Below are 16,877 nucleotides of genomic sequence, written 5' to 3' on the forward strand. Positions count from 1 at the left end.
GGGATCTCTACCGCACCGGCGACCACCAATGCCCGGCCATGGCGAGCATGACCTGGAGCTTGATGCTGTCGGGGTAATAGCCCTCGGGCGGCGTCGCGACCATCCGCGCCCAGAGCGCATCCACCCATTCCTGGGCGCCGGGCACCTCGGCCGGCACGCTCATCGCGGCAACGGCGAACGGCGCCATGAAGGCCTGGCTGAAGGATGGATCCAGCACCGTGCCGTCCAGCTTGTAGCTCTCGCCGATCGCGGTGGGATCGTCGCCGGTCGCCTGGCGGATCCACGCCGTCATCCGTCGCACGGCTTCGATCGAGCGCTTGTCGCCGCTGACCAGCGCATCGACCCCGAGCCGCCAGGGCGTGCGGCAGGCATTCCAGGCATAGTCGCCATCGGTCGGCGCCTCCAGGAACTTGGGCGGCGCCGGCTTCGGCCCATCCGTCGTGTCGGTGATGAAGTCCGGCAGCAGCCCGGTGAGCGGCGCGTAGGTCACCTGCATATGCGTCGCAAGGTCGAGATGGGCATCGATGGTCGGCAGCCAGTCGTCGGGATTGACCGTCGCGAAGGCACGGAAGTGATCGACCATCCAGTCCGAGGACCGCGTGGCCTTGGCATAGTCGCCGTCCGGCGCCACCCAGTCGCCGAGCAGGGTCAGATGCGTGGCGGGATCGACCGTGTGCTTCACGATCGCCTCCAGGGTCCGCTCCGCTTCCTCGCGATAGTTGACCGCGCCCAGCGAGCCCCACTGCACATCCGCCAGCAGCAGGGCGTAGGCGATATCGAGGTCGCCGTCGGTCGCGGAATCGCGGCCCATAATGTCCTGGCAGCCTTCGTTCTGGGCCCAGGACATCAGCCGCTTGTCGTAGCTGCTGGGATGCTTGCGGGCATAGCCGAGGAGCTGGTCGAAGACCGATTGTGCCTCGGGGTCATGGCCTGCCATCAAGGCGACGATCACCATGCCATAGCCCTGGCCCTCGGAGACCGTGGTCGCCTTGCCCTCCGCCGCATCGGCGCGGATCCGGAGCTGTCCCTTGCCGCAGCCCGGAATCACATAGCGCTCCTTCCACAGGTCGTAGAAAGCGGCGATGGCCTGGTCGAGCTGGTCGGTGCTCTGCGTCGGCCTCAGGGTGCCGCGCGGAAACGGCACATGCGAGGAGGCAAACGGGCGGCTGGGCGGCTCGGCGAGCGCCGTGCCGCAAAAGAAAAACGCGGCCGCTACGATGCAAAGGATACGCATCGGCGCGGCCGCGTTCGGTCTCAAGCGATCAGTTCTTGGTCTTGTCGACCAGCTTGTTCTTGGCGATCCAGGGCATCATGCCGCGGAGCTTCTCGCCGACCTGTTCGATCGAATGCTCGGCGGCGCGGCGGCGCATCGCCTTGAAGCTCGGCTGGCCGGCCTGGCACTCCAGCACCCAGTCGCGGGCGAAGCGGCCGGACTGGATGTCGTCCAGCACGCGCTTCATCTCCTTCTTGGTCTCCTCGGTGACGATCCGGGGACCGCGGGTGTAGTCGCCGTATTCCGCGGTGTTGGAGATCGAATAACGCATGTTGGCGATGCCGCCCTCATAGATGAGATCGACGATCAGCTTCACCTCGTGCAGGCACTCGAAATAGGCCATCTCCGGCGCGTAGCCGGCCTCGACGAGGGTCTCGTAGCCGGCCTGGATGAGGGCGGTGAGGCCGCCGCAGAGCACGACCTGCTCGCCGAACAGGTCGGTCTCGCATTCTTCGCGGAAGTTGGTCTCGATGATGCCGGAACGGCCGCCGCCGATCGCGCTCGCATAGGACAGCGCCAGCTCCAGCGCGTTGCCGCTCGGGTTCTGGTGCACGGCCACCAGGCAGGGCACGCCGCCGCCACGCGAATACTCGGAGCGCACGGTGTGGCCCGGGCCCTTCGGCGCGATCATGACGATGTCGAGGTCTGGCCGCGGCTCGATCAGCTTGAAGTGGATGTTGAGGCCGTGCGCGAAGGCGAGCGCTGCGCCCTGCTTCATGTTGGCGGCGAGCTCATTGCGATAGAGATCGGCCTGCAGCTCGTCGGGGGTGAGGATCATGACCAGGTCCGCCCACTTCGCCGCTTCCGCCGGCGTCATCACGGTGAGGCCGGCGGCTTCCGCCTTCTTCGCCGAGGCCGAGCCCGGGCGGAGCGCCACGCGGACTTCCTTGACGCCGCTGTCCTTCAGGTTGAGGGAATGCGCATGGCCCTGGCTGCCGTAGCCGACGACGACCACCTTCTTTCCCTTGATCAGGTTCACATCGGCATCACGATCGTAATAGACACGCATCTCGAAACTTCCTCTTTGCAAACGAAATGGAATTGGGGGCTTAAGCTTTGGCTCTACGCCTCTGGGCCGCGGGCGATCGCGACGACGCCGGTGCGCGAAACGTCGATCAACCCGAGCGGCTGCATCAGGTTGATGAAGGCATTCACTTTCTCGGTCGAGCCGGTCATCTCGAAGACGAAGGATTCGATCGTCGCATCGACCACATGGGCGCGGAAGATGTCGGCGATGCGCATGGACTCGACGCGCTTCTCGCCGGTCCCCTGCACCTTCACCAGGGCCATTTCCCGCTCGAGGGACGGCCCTTCGACGGTGAGGTCGGTGACCTTGTGCACCGGCACCAGGCGGCGGAGCTGGTTCTTGATCTGCTCGATGATCATCGGCGTGCCGGAGGTGACGACGGTGATCCGCGAGAGATGCTTGGACACGTCCGTCTCGGCGACGGTCAAGCTCTCGATGTTGTAGCCGCGGCCGGAGAACAGGCCGATCACCCGCGCCAGGACGCCGGCCTCGTTGTCCACCAGCACCGATATCGTGTGACGTTCGCTCAAGTCTTCCTTGCTCACGGCTATGAACCCCGTTCCCCCATGGGTGCTGCTGCGTTCCGACATGACTACACCAGCACCATGCCTTCTTCCGAGATCGGCTTCGCGGTCTGGTCTTCCGGCCCCAGCAGCATCTCGTTATGCGCCGCGCCGGACGGGATCATCGGGAAGCAGTTCTCGCGCTCATCGACCGCCACGTCGACGATGACCGGGCCCGGCGTCGCCAGCATTTTCGCGATCACGTCGTCGAGATCGCCGGCCTTCTCGACCCGCAGGCCCTTGGCGCCGAAGGCATCGGCCAGTTTCACGAAATCCGGCAGCGCGTCGCTGTAGCTCTCGGAATAGCGGCCGCCATGCAGCAGCTCCTGCCACTGGCGCACCATGCCCATCCACTTGTTGTTCAGGATGAAGATCTTCACCGGCAGTCGGTACTGCACGACGGTGGACATCTCCTGGATGTTCATCATGATCGAGGCCTCGCCGGCGACATCGATCACCAGCGATTCCGGATGCGCCACCTGCACGCCATAGGCGGCCGGCAGGCCGTAGCCCATGGTGCCGAGGCCGCCCGAGGTCATCCAGTGGTTCGGGCTCTCGAACTTCAGGAACTGGGCGGCCCACATCTGGTGCTGGCCGACCTCGGTCGTGATGTAGAAATCCTTGTCCTTGATCGCGGCATAGAGGCGCTGCAGCGCGTATTGCGGCTTGATCACCTGATCGGACGCCCGGTACTTCAGGCAGTCGCGGGCGCGCCACTTGTTGATCTGGTCCCACCAAGTGCTCAAGGCCTTGGCATCCGGCTTGATCTGCCGGGCTTTCCAGATCCGCATCATCTCCTCGACGACATGGCCGACATCGCCGACCACCGGGATATCGACCCGGATGTTCTTGTTGATCGAGGAGGGATCGATGTCGACATGGATCTTCCTCGAGCCCGGCGAGAAGGCGGTGAGCTTGCCGGTCACCCGGTCGTCGAAGCGCGCGCCGATATTGATCATCACGTCGCAGTCGTGCATGGCGAGATTGCTCTCGTACATGCCGTGCATGCCGACCATGCCCAGCGACAGCGGATCGGAGCCCGGGAAGGCGCCGAGACCCATCAGGGTCTGGGTGCAGGGGAAGCCGGTCAGGCGCACGAACTCGGTCAAGAGGGCGCAGGCCTGCGGGCCGGAATTGACGCAGCCGCCGCCGATGTAGAACAGCGGGCGCTTGGCATGCGCCATCGCCTCGATCGCCTTCTCCACCTGCGCGCGGTCCGGGCGGACCTGCGGGTTGTAGCTGCGGTGCTTCTGGCCGGCATGGTTGACGTATTCGTACTTCGCCTGCTGCACGTCCTTCGGCAGGTCGATCACGACCGGACCGGGACGGCCGCTCTTGGCGACATGGAAGGCTTCGTGGACCTTGCGCGACAGCTCCTCGATCGATTTCACGAGGTAATTATGCTTGGTGCAGGGCCGGGTGATGCCGGTGGTGTCCGCTTCCTGGAACGCGTCGTTGCCGATCAGATGCGTCGGCACCTGGCCGGTCAGGCAGACGATCGGAATCGAATCCATGAGCGCATCGGTGAGACCCGTCACCGCATTGGTGGCGCCGGGACCCGAGGTCACCAGCACGCAGCCGACCTTGCCGGTCGAGCGCGCATAGCCTTCGGCGGCATGGACCGCCGCCTGCTCGTGGCGGACCAGGATGTGCTTGATTCGGTTCTGCTTGAAGAGCGCGTCGTAGAGAGGAAGGACGGCGCCGCCGGGATAGCCGAAAATAACGTCAACGCCCTGATCGATCAGCGCTTTGACAATGATTTCCGCTCCGGTGATCGGTTCGACCGCCATGATCCACTCCTAGAGGGTTTTAACCCTTTGAAACAACCGGGGAATACTGCATGCCCCACGCCAAGCCGCCAGCCCTTTTTCGGGCCAGGGCGCGGCACCGTAGTGGCTCAGTTTTAGTGGGTCAACAGGAAATCGCGAATTTTATGACGTATGGGCGCAAGGTAACTTTGCGAAAATTTCATAGCTTCCCGGTCAGGCGCTAAGAAAATTGCGCCAGGCAGCTGCCGGCGGAACCAGGTCCCCTGCCGTTTGGCGTAGTTCCGGGTCGCCTGCTGCGCCGCCGCGACCGCCTCCTCCAGGCTCCAGGCACCGTCGAGATGTCGGGCCAGTTCCCGGAAGCCCAGGGCCTTGAAGCCGGCCTGCTCCGGGTCGGCCCCGGGATAGGCCCGCCGCGCCGCCGTCACTTCATCGAGCGCGCCCTTTGCCACCATCGTGATCAACCGGTCGTCACAGGCGGCATAGAGCTGGTCGCGCGCCGGCGCCGTCACGAAGCAGAGCGCCTCGACGGCGAGCGGCGGCGTGCTCGGCTGCTTCTGCCACCAGGCGAGCGGCTTCCCGGTCGCGGCGAGAACCTCCCAGGCCCGCATCAGCCGCTGGCTGTCGCTCGGCCGGAGCTTCGCCGCCGTATCGGGGTCTTGCGTCGCAAGCCGCGCATGCAGTCCCTCCGCACCCAGTTCCGCGAGCAGCGCCTGGGCTTCCGCCCGGTGGACGGGATCGATCTCGGGGATCGGCGCGAAGCCTTCGAGCAGCGCCCGCAGATAGAGCCCGGTTCCGCCGACCAGTAAAGGCGCGCGCCCCGTTGCCCACGCGGCCTTGATCTCCTCCGCCGCGAGTTCCGCCCAGCGCGCCGCGGTCGCCGGATCGTCGAGCGGCAGGATTCCGTAGAGCCGGTGCGGCAAGGCGGCCATCGCAGCGGCCTCGGGCTGCGCGGTCAGGATCGGCAGATCGCGATAGATCTGCATCGAATCCGCGTTGATCACGGTGCCGCCGAGATCGGCCGCGAGATCGAGCGCCAGCGCCGACTTGCCACTGGCCGTGGCGCCGGCGATGACGATCGCTTTCAGCTTGTCGGTCGCGTCTCGCTTCCCCATAGTCCGCCCACGATTCCGGGAATCCTCATGACCCATATCCTGACACTTGTCGCCGGAGAGCGCGCGACACTCGCGCCCAGGCTACTCGAAACGCTCGGCGCGGCCCTGCGCGGCGCCGGCGCCGCCACCGGCGAAATCAACTGGCTGGCACCGAACGAGCGCGCCTGCGACCTGCCCTTTGCGCACCTGGCCGATGACCGCGCCCATGAAATCGCGCGGGCGACGCTAGCCGATCTGCCGGTCGATTTCCACGCACAGCCGGTCGAGAACCGCCGCAAGCGCCTGCTGATCGCCGACATGGATTCGACCATCGTCACCGCCGAGACCCTGGACGAGCTCGCCGCCGAAGCCGGCCTGAAAGACGTCATCGCCGAGATCACCCGGCGGGCGATGCGCGGCGAGATCGACTTCGCCCAGGCGCTGGTGGAGCGGGTCGCCATGCTGGCCGATCTCCCGGAGGCCGCTCTGGCAAGGACCGCCGCGAATCTCACTCTGATGCCGGGTGCCGCGACGCTGGTTCATACGATGAAGGCGAACGGCGCCTTCACCGCCCTGGTCTCCGGCGGCTTCAAGTATTTCACCGCCAAGGTCGCGGCGCGCACCGGGTTCGAGCTCGACCTTGCCAACGACCTCGCAATGGCCGACGGGAGGCTCACCGGCGAGCTGCAGGGCCCGATCCTCGACAAGGACGGCAAACTGAACGCGCTGCAAACCCTGAGCGCCGAACGCGGCCTGACCCCGGCCGACGCCGTCACGGTCGGCGACGGCGCCAACGACCTGCCGATGCTGCTCGCCGCCGGCCTCGGCGTCGCCTATCACGGCAAGCCGCTGCTGCGCGAGCAAATCCGCGCCCAGGTCAACCACAGCGACCTTCGAACTCTTCTCTTCTTCCAGGGTTATCTCGCCGAGGAGTTCGTCTCTCCGGCTGAGGAACCATGAGAACAAGCATCGCCGCCGCCGCCATCGCCCTGCTCACCGCCTGCTCGCCATCCACATCACCCCAGCCCGCTTCGGTCCCGGAACCCGCACCGCAGCTCAGCACCGCGGCAAGCGGACCCTGCACCCGCGGCTTCGTCGAGATCGCAGTCGGCACGCCCGCCTGCGGCATTGCCCTGGAAGCGAACGGCAGCCTTACTCTCGATGGTCGGCGCACCCAGCCGATCGTGGTCAGCTATCAGGAAGGCGCCGACGGCAAAGTTGCGCTGCCGGCGCGCGAAGTCGTTCTCTTCCCACCTTCGCCGCAGCATGGCCTTCGCGTCATCCAGGCCTGCGAGACGGCTGATGGGAACAGCCTCTGCTGGGCCACGCGGCTGCTCGACCCCAAGAGCGCCAAGCTGCATGACATCGTGGCGGGAAAGTACGGCCCATCGCATTGGATCCGTTGGAGCCCCGCCGAGCGGCGTGTCGCCTTGATCAGCCGAAACGAAGGCGCCGAGTGGTTGCACATCGTCGATGCCGCGACGGGCGTCGCGACCACCTATCCGTCGGCGAGCGAGAGCGTCAATTGGCAGATCGAGCGCGACACCTTCGCCTGGACCGGCGATGATGCCTTCAGCGTGAAGGTGAAGACCTGCGACTACTGCGGGTTCGAGACGCGCAGCTTCACCCTGCCCTGAGCGGCCCTTAGCTCTTGCCGATCTTGACCGCGACCCACTGGAAGTCGCCTTTGCGGTTCACCAGCAGGGTCACCACGCGATAGCCGTTGTCCTGCGCCGCCTTCACCCGGTCGCGCACGTCGCCCGGGGACTTGACAGCCTTCTGGTCCACTTCGACGATGACGTCGCCGGGCCGCAGGTCCTTCTCCGCCGCCGGCCCGTCCTGGGCGACATCGGTCACCAGCACGCCTTCGGCGTCGCCGCCGAGGCCATACTTGTCCCGGCCCTTCTGGTCCAGGGTCGCGAGATCGATGCCGAGGCTCTCGATTTTGCTGTCTTCGTCTTCCGGTGCCGGCTGCTGGCTGGCCGGTTCGACGCTGGCCTGGTCCTCGTTCTCGGGATACTCGCCGACCTTGGCGCTGAGATTGACTTGCTTGCCTTTGCGCCAGACCACGACGTCGACCGTCTTCTGGACCGGCGTCTCGGCGACGATGCGGGGCAGGCCGCGCATCTCGGTCACGTCGCGGCCGTCGAACTTCAGCACCACGTCGCCCTGCTTGATGCCCGCAGCTTCGGCCGGGCCGCCCGGCGTGACGCTGGCGACCAGCGCGCCCTTGGCGCCCGGCAGCTTCAGGCCTTCGGCGAGGTCCGGGCTCACCGATTGAATGCGCACGCCGATCCAGCCGCGGCGGGCATGGCCGAACTCGCGGATCTGGTCGATGATCGGCTTGGCGAGATTGGACGGGATCGCGAAACCGATGCCGACCGAGCCGCCGGAAGGCGAGTAGATCGCCGAGTTGATGCCCACGACCTCGCCGTCCATGTCGAACATCGGGCCGCCGGAATTGCCGCGGTTGATCGAGGCGTCGGTCTGCAGGAAATCATCATAGGAGCCCTGGCCGATGTCGCGCTGGCGCGCCGAGACGATGCCCGCGGTCACCGAGCCGCCGAGGCCGAAAGGATTGCCGATCGCCAGCACCCAGTCGCCGATGCGCATGTCGTCCGAATTGCCCCAATTGACGAAGGGCAGCGGCTTGCCGGCCTCGATCTTCAGAAGCGCCAGATCGGTCTTCTCGTCGGTGCCGATCAGCTTCGCCTTGAACTCTTCATTGTCGTGGGTGATGACGGTGATCTCGTCGGCATTCTCGATCACGTGGTTGTTGGTCACCACGAAGCCGGTCGCGTCGATGATGAAGCCGGAGCCGAGCGAGGTCGCGCGCCGCGGCTTCGGCGCCTCGCCGCCTTGTTGGCGGTCGAGGAACTGGCGGAACAGCTCGTCGAGGTCCTGGCCCTGGTTCTCTGTGCTCAGGGTCTGGGTGGTCGAGATGTTGACCACCGCCGGCAGGGATTTCTCCGCGAGATCGGCGAAGCCCTCCGGCACGCCGCGCGCCACGGCCGTCCCGATCAGACCGCCGCTCAAACCCGCCGCCAGCAGCGCGGCCAAGACCACCGATCGCAACAGCTTCAACACAACGCTCCTTCGTGAAGTCGAACGCGCCGCCGGGCGATCCCGCGGCCATTTCCGATCATAGCAACGCCACCGCCCCGGCGGCAATTTCCCCCATGACCCGGCTGGGTCACTTTATTGGGGGTATTGCGGCCGGATTGTGGCGAATACGCTGGGATTCGGGCGTCTACTGGCTGCCCGATTCCGGTGTGACGCCTTCGGCCGGCTGTTCCGGCTGCAGTCCCGGCGCTGCCTGCGGCTTTGCCGGGGGCGGCGCGGTCGGGGTATCCGGGTTTCGGTCGAAGAAGCGGAAGAAGTCGCCGCTCGGCGCCCCGACGAAAGTCGTATTCTCGCCGCCCAGGCCGAGCTGCATCGCCTGCATCGAGCGGTAGAAGTCGAAGAACTTCGGATCGCTGCTGTAGGCCTCGTTGTAGACCCGGGTCGCTTCGGCATCGCCCTCGCCGCGGGTGATCGATGCCTTGCGCTGCGCTTCGGCGAGGGTGACCACGCGCTCCTTGTCGGCTTCCGCTTTGATTTCGAGCGCGCGACGGTTGCCGTCCGCGCGGATGCCGGCGGCTTCCTGCGCGCGCTGTGAGCGCATCTGGTTGAACACGGCCTCGCTGTTCTGCGGCGGCAGATCCACGCGCTGGAAACGGACATCGACGATGCGGATGCCGTAGGGCGCCGCCGCCTGCCGGGTCAGCTCTTGGGTAATCAGCGACATCAGCTCGGCGCGCTTGGGCGTCAGGATGTCGGTCATCGGTGTGTTGCCGACCGCTGAACGCAAGGTCGAGATCAGCACCGCGCCGATCTGGCCCTCGGCGTTCATGGTCGTCTTGGCGACCTGATAGAATTTCAGCGGGTCGGTGATCTGGTAGCGCACGAAGGCGGAGATCACGACGCGCTTCTGCTCGCGCGTCAGCAGCAGCTGCGGCTCGACATCGAAGTTGCGCACCCGCTTGTCGAGATAGGTCACGTTCTCCACGATCGGCAGGCGGAAGTAGAGGCCCGGCTCCTTGATGGTCCGCTTGGGCTCGCCGAACTGCAGGACCAGGGCCGATTCCCGAAGCGTCACGGTGAAGGCCGCCGCATAGATGCCGATCGCGGCGATGATGACCGCGGCGATGGCGATGACTGGGATCCGGTTTCTCACTGGCTCGCTCCCGCCGGCGAGGCCGACTGCTGGTTCACATCAGGTTGCGGCTGGATCGCAGGGGAGTTGCCGATGGACGACGACCCGCCGCCCGGCGTCGATGTGGTGCCCTTCTTCAACAGCTGATCCAGCGGCAGATAGGGGATCGCCCCGCTGCCGCCGGCGGACTGGTCGATCAGCACCTTGTTCATGCCACCGAAGATGTTCTGCATCGACTCCAGATAGATCCGGCGCTCGGTCAGGCTCGGATCCAGCTTGTACTGCTCATAGACCGAGAGGAACCGCTGCGCCTCGCCGTGGGCGTTGGCGACCTTCTCGGCTTTGTAGGCTTCGGCCTGCCGCACCATCTGCACCGCCTGGCCCTGCGCGCCCTGCACCACCTTGTTTCGGTAGGCCTGGGCGTCGTTCACCGCGCTGGTCGCGTCGTTGCTGGCGCGCTGCACGTCGAGGAACGCGTCGATCACCTCTTGCGGCGCACCCACGTCCTGCAACGAGACCTGCTCGACATTGATGCCGGCGTGGTAGCTGTCCAGCATCTTCTGCGCCAAGATCATCGCCTGGGTCTCGATCTTGGCGCGGTCGGCGGTCGTCGCGGCCTGGAACTCGGACTGGCCGATGATCTCGCGGATCGCCGATTCGACCGCCTTCTTGACGGAGTCTTCCGGCTCCTGGATCTCGAACAGGTATTGCTGGACCTGCTCGGGCCGGATGCGCCAGAGCACGACCGCTTCGATCTTGATGATGTTCTCGTCCTTGGTCAGCATCAGGCTCTCGCCCTGCACCTCGGTGCTGGCGCTGGCCGCCCGGCGGAAGCCGATCTCCGTGGTGAAGCGCTGCTGCACGTTCGGCGTCTCGACATGGCCGATCGGCACAGGATAGTTCCAGTGCAGGCCCGGCTCGACCGGCGGGCCCTTGTAGACGCCGAACACCGTCTCGACGCCGACCTCGCCGGGATTGACGACGTAGAAGCCGGTGGCACCCCAGAGCGCGACCACCGCCGCAGCGATCAGGCTGAAGCCGCGCCAGGAGCCAAAACCCCCGGGCAGGACGGACTTCATCCGGTCCTGGCCACGGCGCAGCATCTCCTCGAAATCAGGCGGGCGATTGCCGCCGCCACCGCCGCCGACGGGACCGGTACCGCGACCCCAGGGGCTCTTGCCACCGCCGCCCCAAGGACCGCCTTGATTGTTCCAAGCCATGTAGTACCCCTCGCCGCCTCGGCTGTTCTTGTTGGTGGCCCGCCCCAGCCGCCAATTCTGTAGGCAACCCGGGGGCAAGGCCTTATATGACAGGCCGGAAGCCGCCGCAACGCGCGGCACCCGGTTTCGCCCCTGGTTTCCCGAAGGGTTGTCTGTGGCGCGAAATATGGGAATCCTGCCCAATAAGATCAAGGTTTGGAAAGCATAGGGAAGAAGATGGCCGCGGTGACGGAAGCCCAGATTCGAGACGCATTGCGCGCGATTCCGGCGCCGGACGGCGGCGGTGACATCGTGGCGCGCGGCATGGTGACCGGGCTGGTGCTTAAGAACGGCAATGTCGGCTTCTCGATCGAAGTCGATCCGCGCCAAGGCCCGAAGCTCGAGCCGCTGCGCAAGGCCGCGGAGAAGGCCGTCGAACAGCTCCCCGGCGTGCTTTCCGTCACGGCGGTCCTGACCGCGCATCGCGGCGGGGGCGGAGCGGCATCGCAGCCGCACAGTCATGGGCATGACCACGGTCACGGTCATGCACACAACCATCCGCAAGGCGCGCCGCAGCCGCGCAGCGCCCCGGGCCGTACGCCGGTCGCCGGCATCCAGCACATCATCGCCGTCGCCAGTGGCAAGGGCGGCGTCGGCAAGTCCACGACCGCGGTGAACCTCTCTCTCGCCCTTTCCGGCCTAGGTCTCAAGGTCGGCCTGCTCGACGCCGACATCTACGGCCCGTCGATCCCGCGGCTGCTCGGGATCAGCGGCAAGCCGGACACCACACCGGAGAAGAAACTGAACCCGATGCAGAAGTTCGGCCTCAAGGTGATGTCGATGGGCTTCGTCGTCGCCGAGGATACGCCGATGATCTGGCGCGGCCCCATGGTGATGAGCGCCATCACCCAGCTGCTGCGCGAAGTCGATTGGGGCCAGCTCGACGTTCTCGTCTGCGATCTCCCGCCCGGCACCGGCGATGCGCAACTGACCATGGCGCAATCGGTGCCGCTCTCCGGCGCCGTGATCGTCTCGACGCCTCAGGACATCGCGCTCATCGACGCGCGCAAGGGGCTCAACATGTTCCGCAAGGTCGACGTGCCGGTGCTCGGCATCGTCGAGAACATGAGCTACTTCACCTGCCCGCATTGCGGCGGCCGCAGCGACATCTTCGCCCATGGCGGCGCCCGGGCCGAAGCCGACAAGATGCAGACGCCGTTCCTCGGCGAGATCCCGCTCGACATCCAGATCCGCGAGACCTCGGACGCCGGCACGCCGATCGTGGCCAAGCAGCCGGACTCGCCGCACAGCGCCGCCTATCGCGCCGTGGCCGATCAGGTCTGGCGCCAGCTCAACGACCAGCCGCTGCGTCCGGCCCCGCGGATCGTGATTCAGTAGTCGCGGGCGGCACCGTCGACTGCAGGTCCAGCAGCCCGACCTTGCGGGCCGCGAGATAGCGGTAGAGACGCCCGCCGCCGGCGCGGCTCTCGGCGAGGCAGGAGAAGGCGAGCTTGATCACATGCTCGTCGTCGCTGGCCACGGCCGCCGGCAGGATCGCGTTCCAATCCGGCAGGTCCGACGCGATGCGTTCCGCGGCCGCTGCGGCCGACGGTATCTCCGGCCGATCCAGTGAGAGGTAGAGCGCCAGCAGCGCGCGCCAGACCTCGCGCGCGAAGCCACGGCGGTCGATGGCGAAATCGCTGAGGATCCGGGCCGCATGCATGCCCGTCACCGCATGCAGGCTGTTGAAGTCGTCGGCGCCGAGGAACAGCAGGGCCGCGGTCTGCCGCAGCCGGTCGAGGGTCAGGTCATCCACCTCGAGCGAGGCCGCGATCAGCGGAAACAGCGTCGTCTCGGCGGCCCGCGACATCTCCCGATCGATCAGCGCGTCGGCATCGGGCTCGAACTCGAGCCCCGGCCAGCTGCGCGTCTTCAGCAGGACCTGCAGCGGCTCGTCGCTGGGTGCGAAGGGCAGTTCGGCCGGCATATCGGGACGCTCCGGCAGCGCCAGGTATCGCGAAGCCCAGTAGGCCAATCCGACGGCGATCTCCTCAGGATCATCGGCGATCACGCCATAGGCGGTGCGAATGACCGGATGAAACGCCGCGGCGCCGAGCCCGGCCGCAAGCCCGGGCAGATAGGCGCGCATGGCCGCCCGCGCGTTGAGGCGCCCGATCTCGCGGCGAAAGAAGCCGAGATAGTCGAGATAGGCGGATTCATCGCCGAGCCGTTCCCGCCAGTTCTCGGCATCGATGCCGTCACCGGGGGTCCCCGCCGGCTCCATCCTGGAGAGATAGGCCAGCCCGTAGCTCTCCACCCGCTCGGGTGACGCGCCCATGCGCTCGAGCGCGATCAGGGTCATGGAGCAATGGTTGCTGAGCCCGCCCTGGTAGCTCGGGTGATAATGCCGCGCCTTCGCGAGCAGGGTCTTCAGCAGCATGGGATCAGGGCCTGATCTCGATCGGCGTGCCGAGCTCGGTCGCCGACCAGATGATGTCCATGGCGATGTTGCCGACGCCGATGCAGCCGTTGGTCAGCGGCGACTTGGTGAACCAGCGCCAGAAATACTTCTGCCCGTGGATCATAATCTCGCCGCCGGCCGCCCCGCGGGCGAGGTCCGCCTTGCTCGGGTAGGAGACCAGGATCGCCCGGTGATAGTCGGTTCCGGCATCGCGCCAGTCGAGCGCGTAGCGACCCTCCGGCGTCCGCTGGTCGCCCTCGCGCCGCTTCTGCCCCTGGGGATTCTTGCCGAGCGAAATATCGACCTCGTAGAGCCGTGTGCCATCGCGCATCAGCCAAAGCTTCCTGGCGCTCTTGTCCACCAGCACCTGGTCGACCGGGCCGATGGACAGCGCGATCACCTGGCCGGCCATCGTGACGAAGGCGAGGAAGCCGAGCAGCGGGAGCGCAATCGCGCAACACAGCACCGTCAGCCTGCGGCTTGGTCGCCAGCGCCGGGGCTCCGGCAGAATGAGCGGCGGCGCGGCCTCGACCGCGATGGAAGCAGCTTCGGACATCGAAGGTTCAGTGCTCGCCGTTCAGCACGGCCTGGAGCTCGGCCCATTCCCGCTTGCCGAGACCGCTGGTCTCGAGCGTCACGGTCTCACCCTTCAGCATGCGCCGGATCGCATCGAGCGCGCCCTTCGACAAAGTGGTCGCATGCAGCCGGTGCTGCTCGAAGGCTTCCGCCGTCAGCGGTACCCATTTCTTGAGCACGTCCACCATCGCATCGGCATAGACCCGGATCTCGTACTGGGCATGAGCGTCGGCGCGCAGGCTGAGGAAATGCATGAAGTTGTGCAGATCGACCTTCCAATACCACTGGGTATAGAAGTTGAGGCTGAGGTTCATCCGCGCGAGCTCGCGCGCCAAACCCTGCTTCCCAGCATCGATCGTCTCGCCGGCCTCGGTCTCGTTCAGCATCTCGGCATAGTGGTCGTAGGCGGTGGTCGAATCCTGCTTCAGGATGTCGAGCACGCGGGCCGCCTCCGCGCCGGTCAGCACGTCGCCGCGGCCCTGGCGGTTCGCGACCGACTGCGCCGCGAGCTGCTCCGGCGCCGGAATGTAGAATTCCCGATCCAGGATCGAGTAGCGCGCCGAGTATTCGTTCACGTTGGCGGTGCGGTGCCGGATCCATTGCCGCGCGACGAAGATCGGCAGCTTCACGTGGAACTTGATCTCGCACATCTCGAACGGCGTCGAGTGGCGATGCCGCATCAGATAGTGGATGAGGCCCTTGTCCTCGCTGACCTTCTTGGTGCCCTTGCCGTAGGAGACCCGCGCCGCCTGGACCACGGCCGCATCGTCGCCCATGTAATCGATCACCCGGACGAAGCCGTGATCGAGCACCGGGATCGCCTGGTAAAGCACCTCCTCCAACGCCGGCGCCACCGGCCGGCGGGTCGGCGCCGATTCCGCGCGCTGGCGGTCGATTTCGGCTTGCTGGTCGGGGGAAAGCGGCATGACTCGGGCAACCTGGGTTCGCGTAAATGGGCGGGACTTTTACGCGATCCGGACGCCGGGGGCAAACAAGGGCCCGTTTGATTCCGGTCCAGTCAATGCCTATATTAACGATTGTCGGGCAACCGACTATGGCGATAAACGCTCTGTAGAATAAGCGTTGCGGACCCGGGGGCAGTACCCGGCGCCTCCACCATTTTCACCAGCCAATGCATGGCTTTGGCTGGCCGCTATGGGGGCGAAACAGGATCGACGCGCGTGGTAAAGGCAGAGTTTTTGCTCGGCATGGTACCGCCGTTATCGGGCCATTTCAGAGATGCCAACGACAACGTTGCATCTGATCTTCGTCTGGCGGCCTAATAGCCCTCGCGGGCTATAAGCTGTTGACTTAGAACGCGGTTCGGGGGGCGCCGGGCAACAGAATGCCCCCCACTGAATTTTCGACCGGTTCCCGGACGAAGGCGCCCACAAAGAGGCGCCGCCCCTGTAGATTGATAGGGGCAGGGTTCCAGGGAAGCGGCAGGGGAACGGCTGGATCGGCATGGCAAAGGACGAACTGGGTTACGATCGAATCGTCGAGCGGCAACTTCGCGGCGTCGCGCGCGAAGTACTGGCGCAAGTGGCGACCAAGGGCCTGCCCGGCGATCACCATTTCTACATCACCTTCCGCACCGACTTCCCCGGCGTCTCCATCGGACCTGCCCTCAAAGCGCAATTCCCGAAGGAGATCACAATCGTGCTCCAGCACCAGTTCTGGGGTCTCGAAGTGACCGACGAAGCCTTCGCGGTGACATTAAGTTTCAGCGGCAAGCATGAGCGCCTGCATGTGCCCTTCGAAGCGCTGGTCAGTTTCACCGACCCTTCGGTGAAGTTCGGCCTGCAATTCGAATTGAAGAACCAGCAGGTCGAGCTGCAGCCGGGCGACAAGGTGGCGCCCGCTGTCGCTAAGGAAGAAGCGCCGACCGCGCTGCCGAAGAAGTCTGAAGCGACGAAGCCCGCCGAAAGCAGCGACGGCGGCAAGCCCGCGACCGTCATCGCGCTCGATAACTTCCGCAAGAAGCACTGACCGCGCACACACGCTCGCGGGTTTCGTGCGCAATCTCACATTGTGGCGGGTTGACGCAGCGCATTCGACTCGGTATGTTGCGCGCGCCTCTCAAATCAAGGAGGAGGTCGTCGAATGACTTGCAACATGGATGGCGTTTCGCACGCCTGATTCGATACCGGTGAAGGCAGCATGCCTTCGCTCTGTGACTCCTTGAATTAAGCCAGAACATCTAAGACAGCGATCCCCTTCTCGGGGCCTATCTGTTGGACTCTCGGTTTTCCGTGGCTTTCGCGCCGCCGGAGCTCTGGAGTCATCGTTCTTCCGCCTATTCAAAGAGTCGCGGCCCGCGAAAGCATCCGCGCCGCTCGCCGACATCGAGTTGTTCCACCGCTGAAACCGCCAAAACGCCGCGCGCATCCCGAGAGGGTCGTTCGACGAAGGAGAAGTCTTGTCCTCGTGCATCCGCGCGCGACGCTTCGGCACAACCTTATGGAGAAGAAAATGGCGCTCTATTTGAGCTTCCTGAACCTGATCGCCGGCTCGCCGGGAATCCTCGGCCGTTTGACGACCGCGTTCAGGCGCGATCGCCAGCGGAGCCCTCGGCCGATCCTGCTTTCGCAGTCCGGCCAGGCGCCCCCGCGTCGCCGGTTCAGGGGTGACCTGTGGCGGTATCGCATCCAGTCGATCCGCTTGGTCGAGCTCTCGCCGCACCTTCGGCGCGACATCGGCCTCGACAGCTAGTCGCCCGCAAA

16 protein-coding genes and 1 other RNA gene are annotated in these 16,877 nt (G+C 65.8%); 6 read left to right on the forward strand and 11 right to left on the reverse strand.

All coding sequences use genetic code 11. The features are described 5' to 3' along the window. Window positions 1-7 precede the first annotated feature (7 nt). The 5 genes from ACYQ4T_RS11525 to miaA form a co-directional block, all read right to left on the reverse strand. Complete coding sequence (locus ACYQ4T_RS11525; protein WP_459853961.1) at window positions 8-1,258, reverse strand: glycosyl hydrolase family 8; 1,251 nt, start codon at window positions 1,256-1,258, stop codon at window positions 8-10. Window positions 1,259-1,262: 4 nt separating this feature from the next. Beyond that, a complete protein-coding gene (gene ilvC / locus ACYQ4T_RS11530; protein ID WP_459853963.1) occupies window positions 1,263-2,282 on the reverse strand; it encodes a ketol-acid reductoisomerase in 1,020 nt (339 codons plus the stop codon). Between the two features lie 53 nt (window positions 2,283-2,335). Further along, window positions 2,336-2,845 carry an acetolactate synthase small subunit gene (gene ilvN / locus ACYQ4T_RS11535; RefSeq protein WP_459853965.1) on the reverse strand — a complete coding sequence of 170 codons (510 nt, stop codon included), beginning with the start codon at window positions 2,843-2,845 and terminating at the stop codon, window positions 2,336-2,338. Between the two features lie 47 nt (window positions 2,846-2,892). Beyond that, window positions 2,893-4,653: an acetolactate synthase 3 large subunit gene (locus ACYQ4T_RS11540; protein WP_459853967.1), complete on the reverse strand. Its 1,761-nt coding sequence runs from the start codon at window positions 4,651-4,653 to the stop codon at window positions 2,893-2,895. Between the two features lie 113 nt (window positions 4,654-4,766). After that, complete coding sequence (gene miaA / locus ACYQ4T_RS11545; RefSeq protein WP_459853970.1) at window positions 4,767-5,744, reverse strand: tRNA (adenosine(37)-N6)-dimethylallyltransferase MiaA; 978 nt, start codon at window positions 5,742-5,744, stop codon at window positions 4,767-4,769. A gap of 27 nt (window positions 5,745-5,771) precedes the next feature. Between miaA and serB the strand changes: the two genes are divergently transcribed. Both serB and ACYQ4T_RS11555 read left to right on the forward strand, forming a co-directional pair. Further along, a complete protein-coding gene (gene serB / locus ACYQ4T_RS11550) occupies window positions 5,772-6,683 on the forward strand; it encodes a phosphoserine phosphatase SerB (protein ID WP_459853972.1) in 912 nt (303 codons plus the stop codon). Further along, window positions 6,680-7,360, forward strand: a complete 681-nt coding sequence (locus ACYQ4T_RS11555; RefSeq protein WP_459853974.1) for a hypothetical protein — start codon at window positions 6,680-6,682, stop codon at window positions 7,358-7,360. Before serB ends, ACYQ4T_RS11555 begins: the two co-directional genes overlap by 4 nt. 7 nt (window positions 7,361-7,367) lie before the next feature. Here ACYQ4T_RS11555 and ACYQ4T_RS11560 read toward each other — a convergent pair whose 3' ends face one another. The 3 genes from ACYQ4T_RS11560 to hflK form a co-directional block, all read right to left on the reverse strand. After that, window positions 7,368-8,810, reverse strand: a complete 1,443-nt coding sequence (locus ACYQ4T_RS11560) for a DegQ family serine endoprotease (protein WP_459853976.1) — start codon at window positions 8,808-8,810, stop codon at window positions 7,368-7,370. Between the two features lie 163 nt (window positions 8,811-8,973). Then, the gene (hflC, locus tag ACYQ4T_RS11565; RefSeq protein WP_459853979.1) at window positions 8,974-9,939 is read right to left on the reverse strand and encodes a protease modulator HflC; all 966 of its coding nucleotides are present in this window, start codon (window positions 9,937-9,939) and stop codon (window positions 8,974-8,976) included. Further along, window positions 9,936-11,138 (reverse strand): FtsH protease activity modulator HflK, encoded by a 1,203-nt coding sequence (hflK, locus tag ACYQ4T_RS11570; RefSeq protein WP_459853981.1) that lies wholly within the window; start codon window positions 11,136-11,138, stop codon window positions 9,936-9,938. Before hflK ends, hflC begins: the two co-directional genes overlap by 4 nt. A gap of 216 nt (window positions 11,139-11,354) precedes the next feature. On the opposite strand from hflK, the gene ACYQ4T_RS11575 reads away from it, so the two are divergent. Continuing rightward, the gene (locus tag ACYQ4T_RS11575; protein WP_459853984.1) at window positions 11,355-12,515 is read left to right on the forward strand and encodes an Mrp/NBP35 family ATP-binding protein; all 1,161 of its coding nucleotides are present in this window, start codon (window positions 11,355-11,357) and stop codon (window positions 12,513-12,515) included. On the opposite strand, the gene ACYQ4T_RS11580 is transcribed toward ACYQ4T_RS11575, so the two are convergent. From ACYQ4T_RS11580 to thyX, 3 genes are read right to left on the reverse strand one after another with little or no spacing between them, the layout of a single operon-like run. Further along, window positions 12,469-13,557, reverse strand: coding sequence for a questin oxidase family protein (locus tag ACYQ4T_RS11580; RefSeq protein WP_459853987.1), 1,089 nt, complete (start codon window positions 13,555-13,557; stop codon window positions 12,469-12,471). The genes ACYQ4T_RS11575 and ACYQ4T_RS11580 overlap by 47 nt on opposite strands. A gap of 4 nt (window positions 13,558-13,561) precedes the next feature. Next, entirely contained in the window at window positions 13,562-14,134 is a 573-nt protein-coding gene (locus tag ACYQ4T_RS11585; RefSeq protein WP_459853989.1) for a L,D-transpeptidase family protein, read from the reverse strand. A 7-nt stretch (window positions 14,135-14,141) separates the two neighbouring features. Next, on the reverse strand, window positions 14,142-15,080 hold the full coding sequence (gene thyX / locus ACYQ4T_RS11590; protein ID WP_459853992.1) for an FAD-dependent thymidylate synthase: 939 nt from the start codon (window positions 15,078-15,080) through the stop codon (window positions 14,142-14,144). Window positions 15,081-15,153: 73 nt separating this feature from the next. On the opposite strand from thyX, the gene ssrA reads away from it, so the two are divergent. From ssrA to ACYQ4T_RS11605, 3 genes are all read left to right on the forward strand, one after another. Further along, window positions 15,154-15,511, forward strand: a transfer-messenger RNA (tmRNA) gene (gene ssrA, locus ACYQ4T_RS11595). A 107-nt stretch (window positions 15,512-15,618) separates the two neighbouring features. After that, a complete protein-coding gene (locus tag ACYQ4T_RS11600; RefSeq protein ID WP_459853994.1) occupies window positions 15,619-16,143 on the forward strand; it encodes an SspB family protein in 525 nt (174 codons plus the stop codon). Between the two features lie 483 nt (window positions 16,144-16,626). Continuing rightward, window positions 16,627-16,866, forward strand: a complete 240-nt coding sequence (locus ACYQ4T_RS11605; protein WP_459853997.1) for a hypothetical protein — start codon at window positions 16,627-16,629, stop codon at window positions 16,864-16,866. The last annotated feature ends 11 nt before the right edge of the window (window positions 16,867-16,877 follow it).

The sequence above is a fragment of the Dongia sp. agr-C8 genome (genome assembly GCF_054658695.1).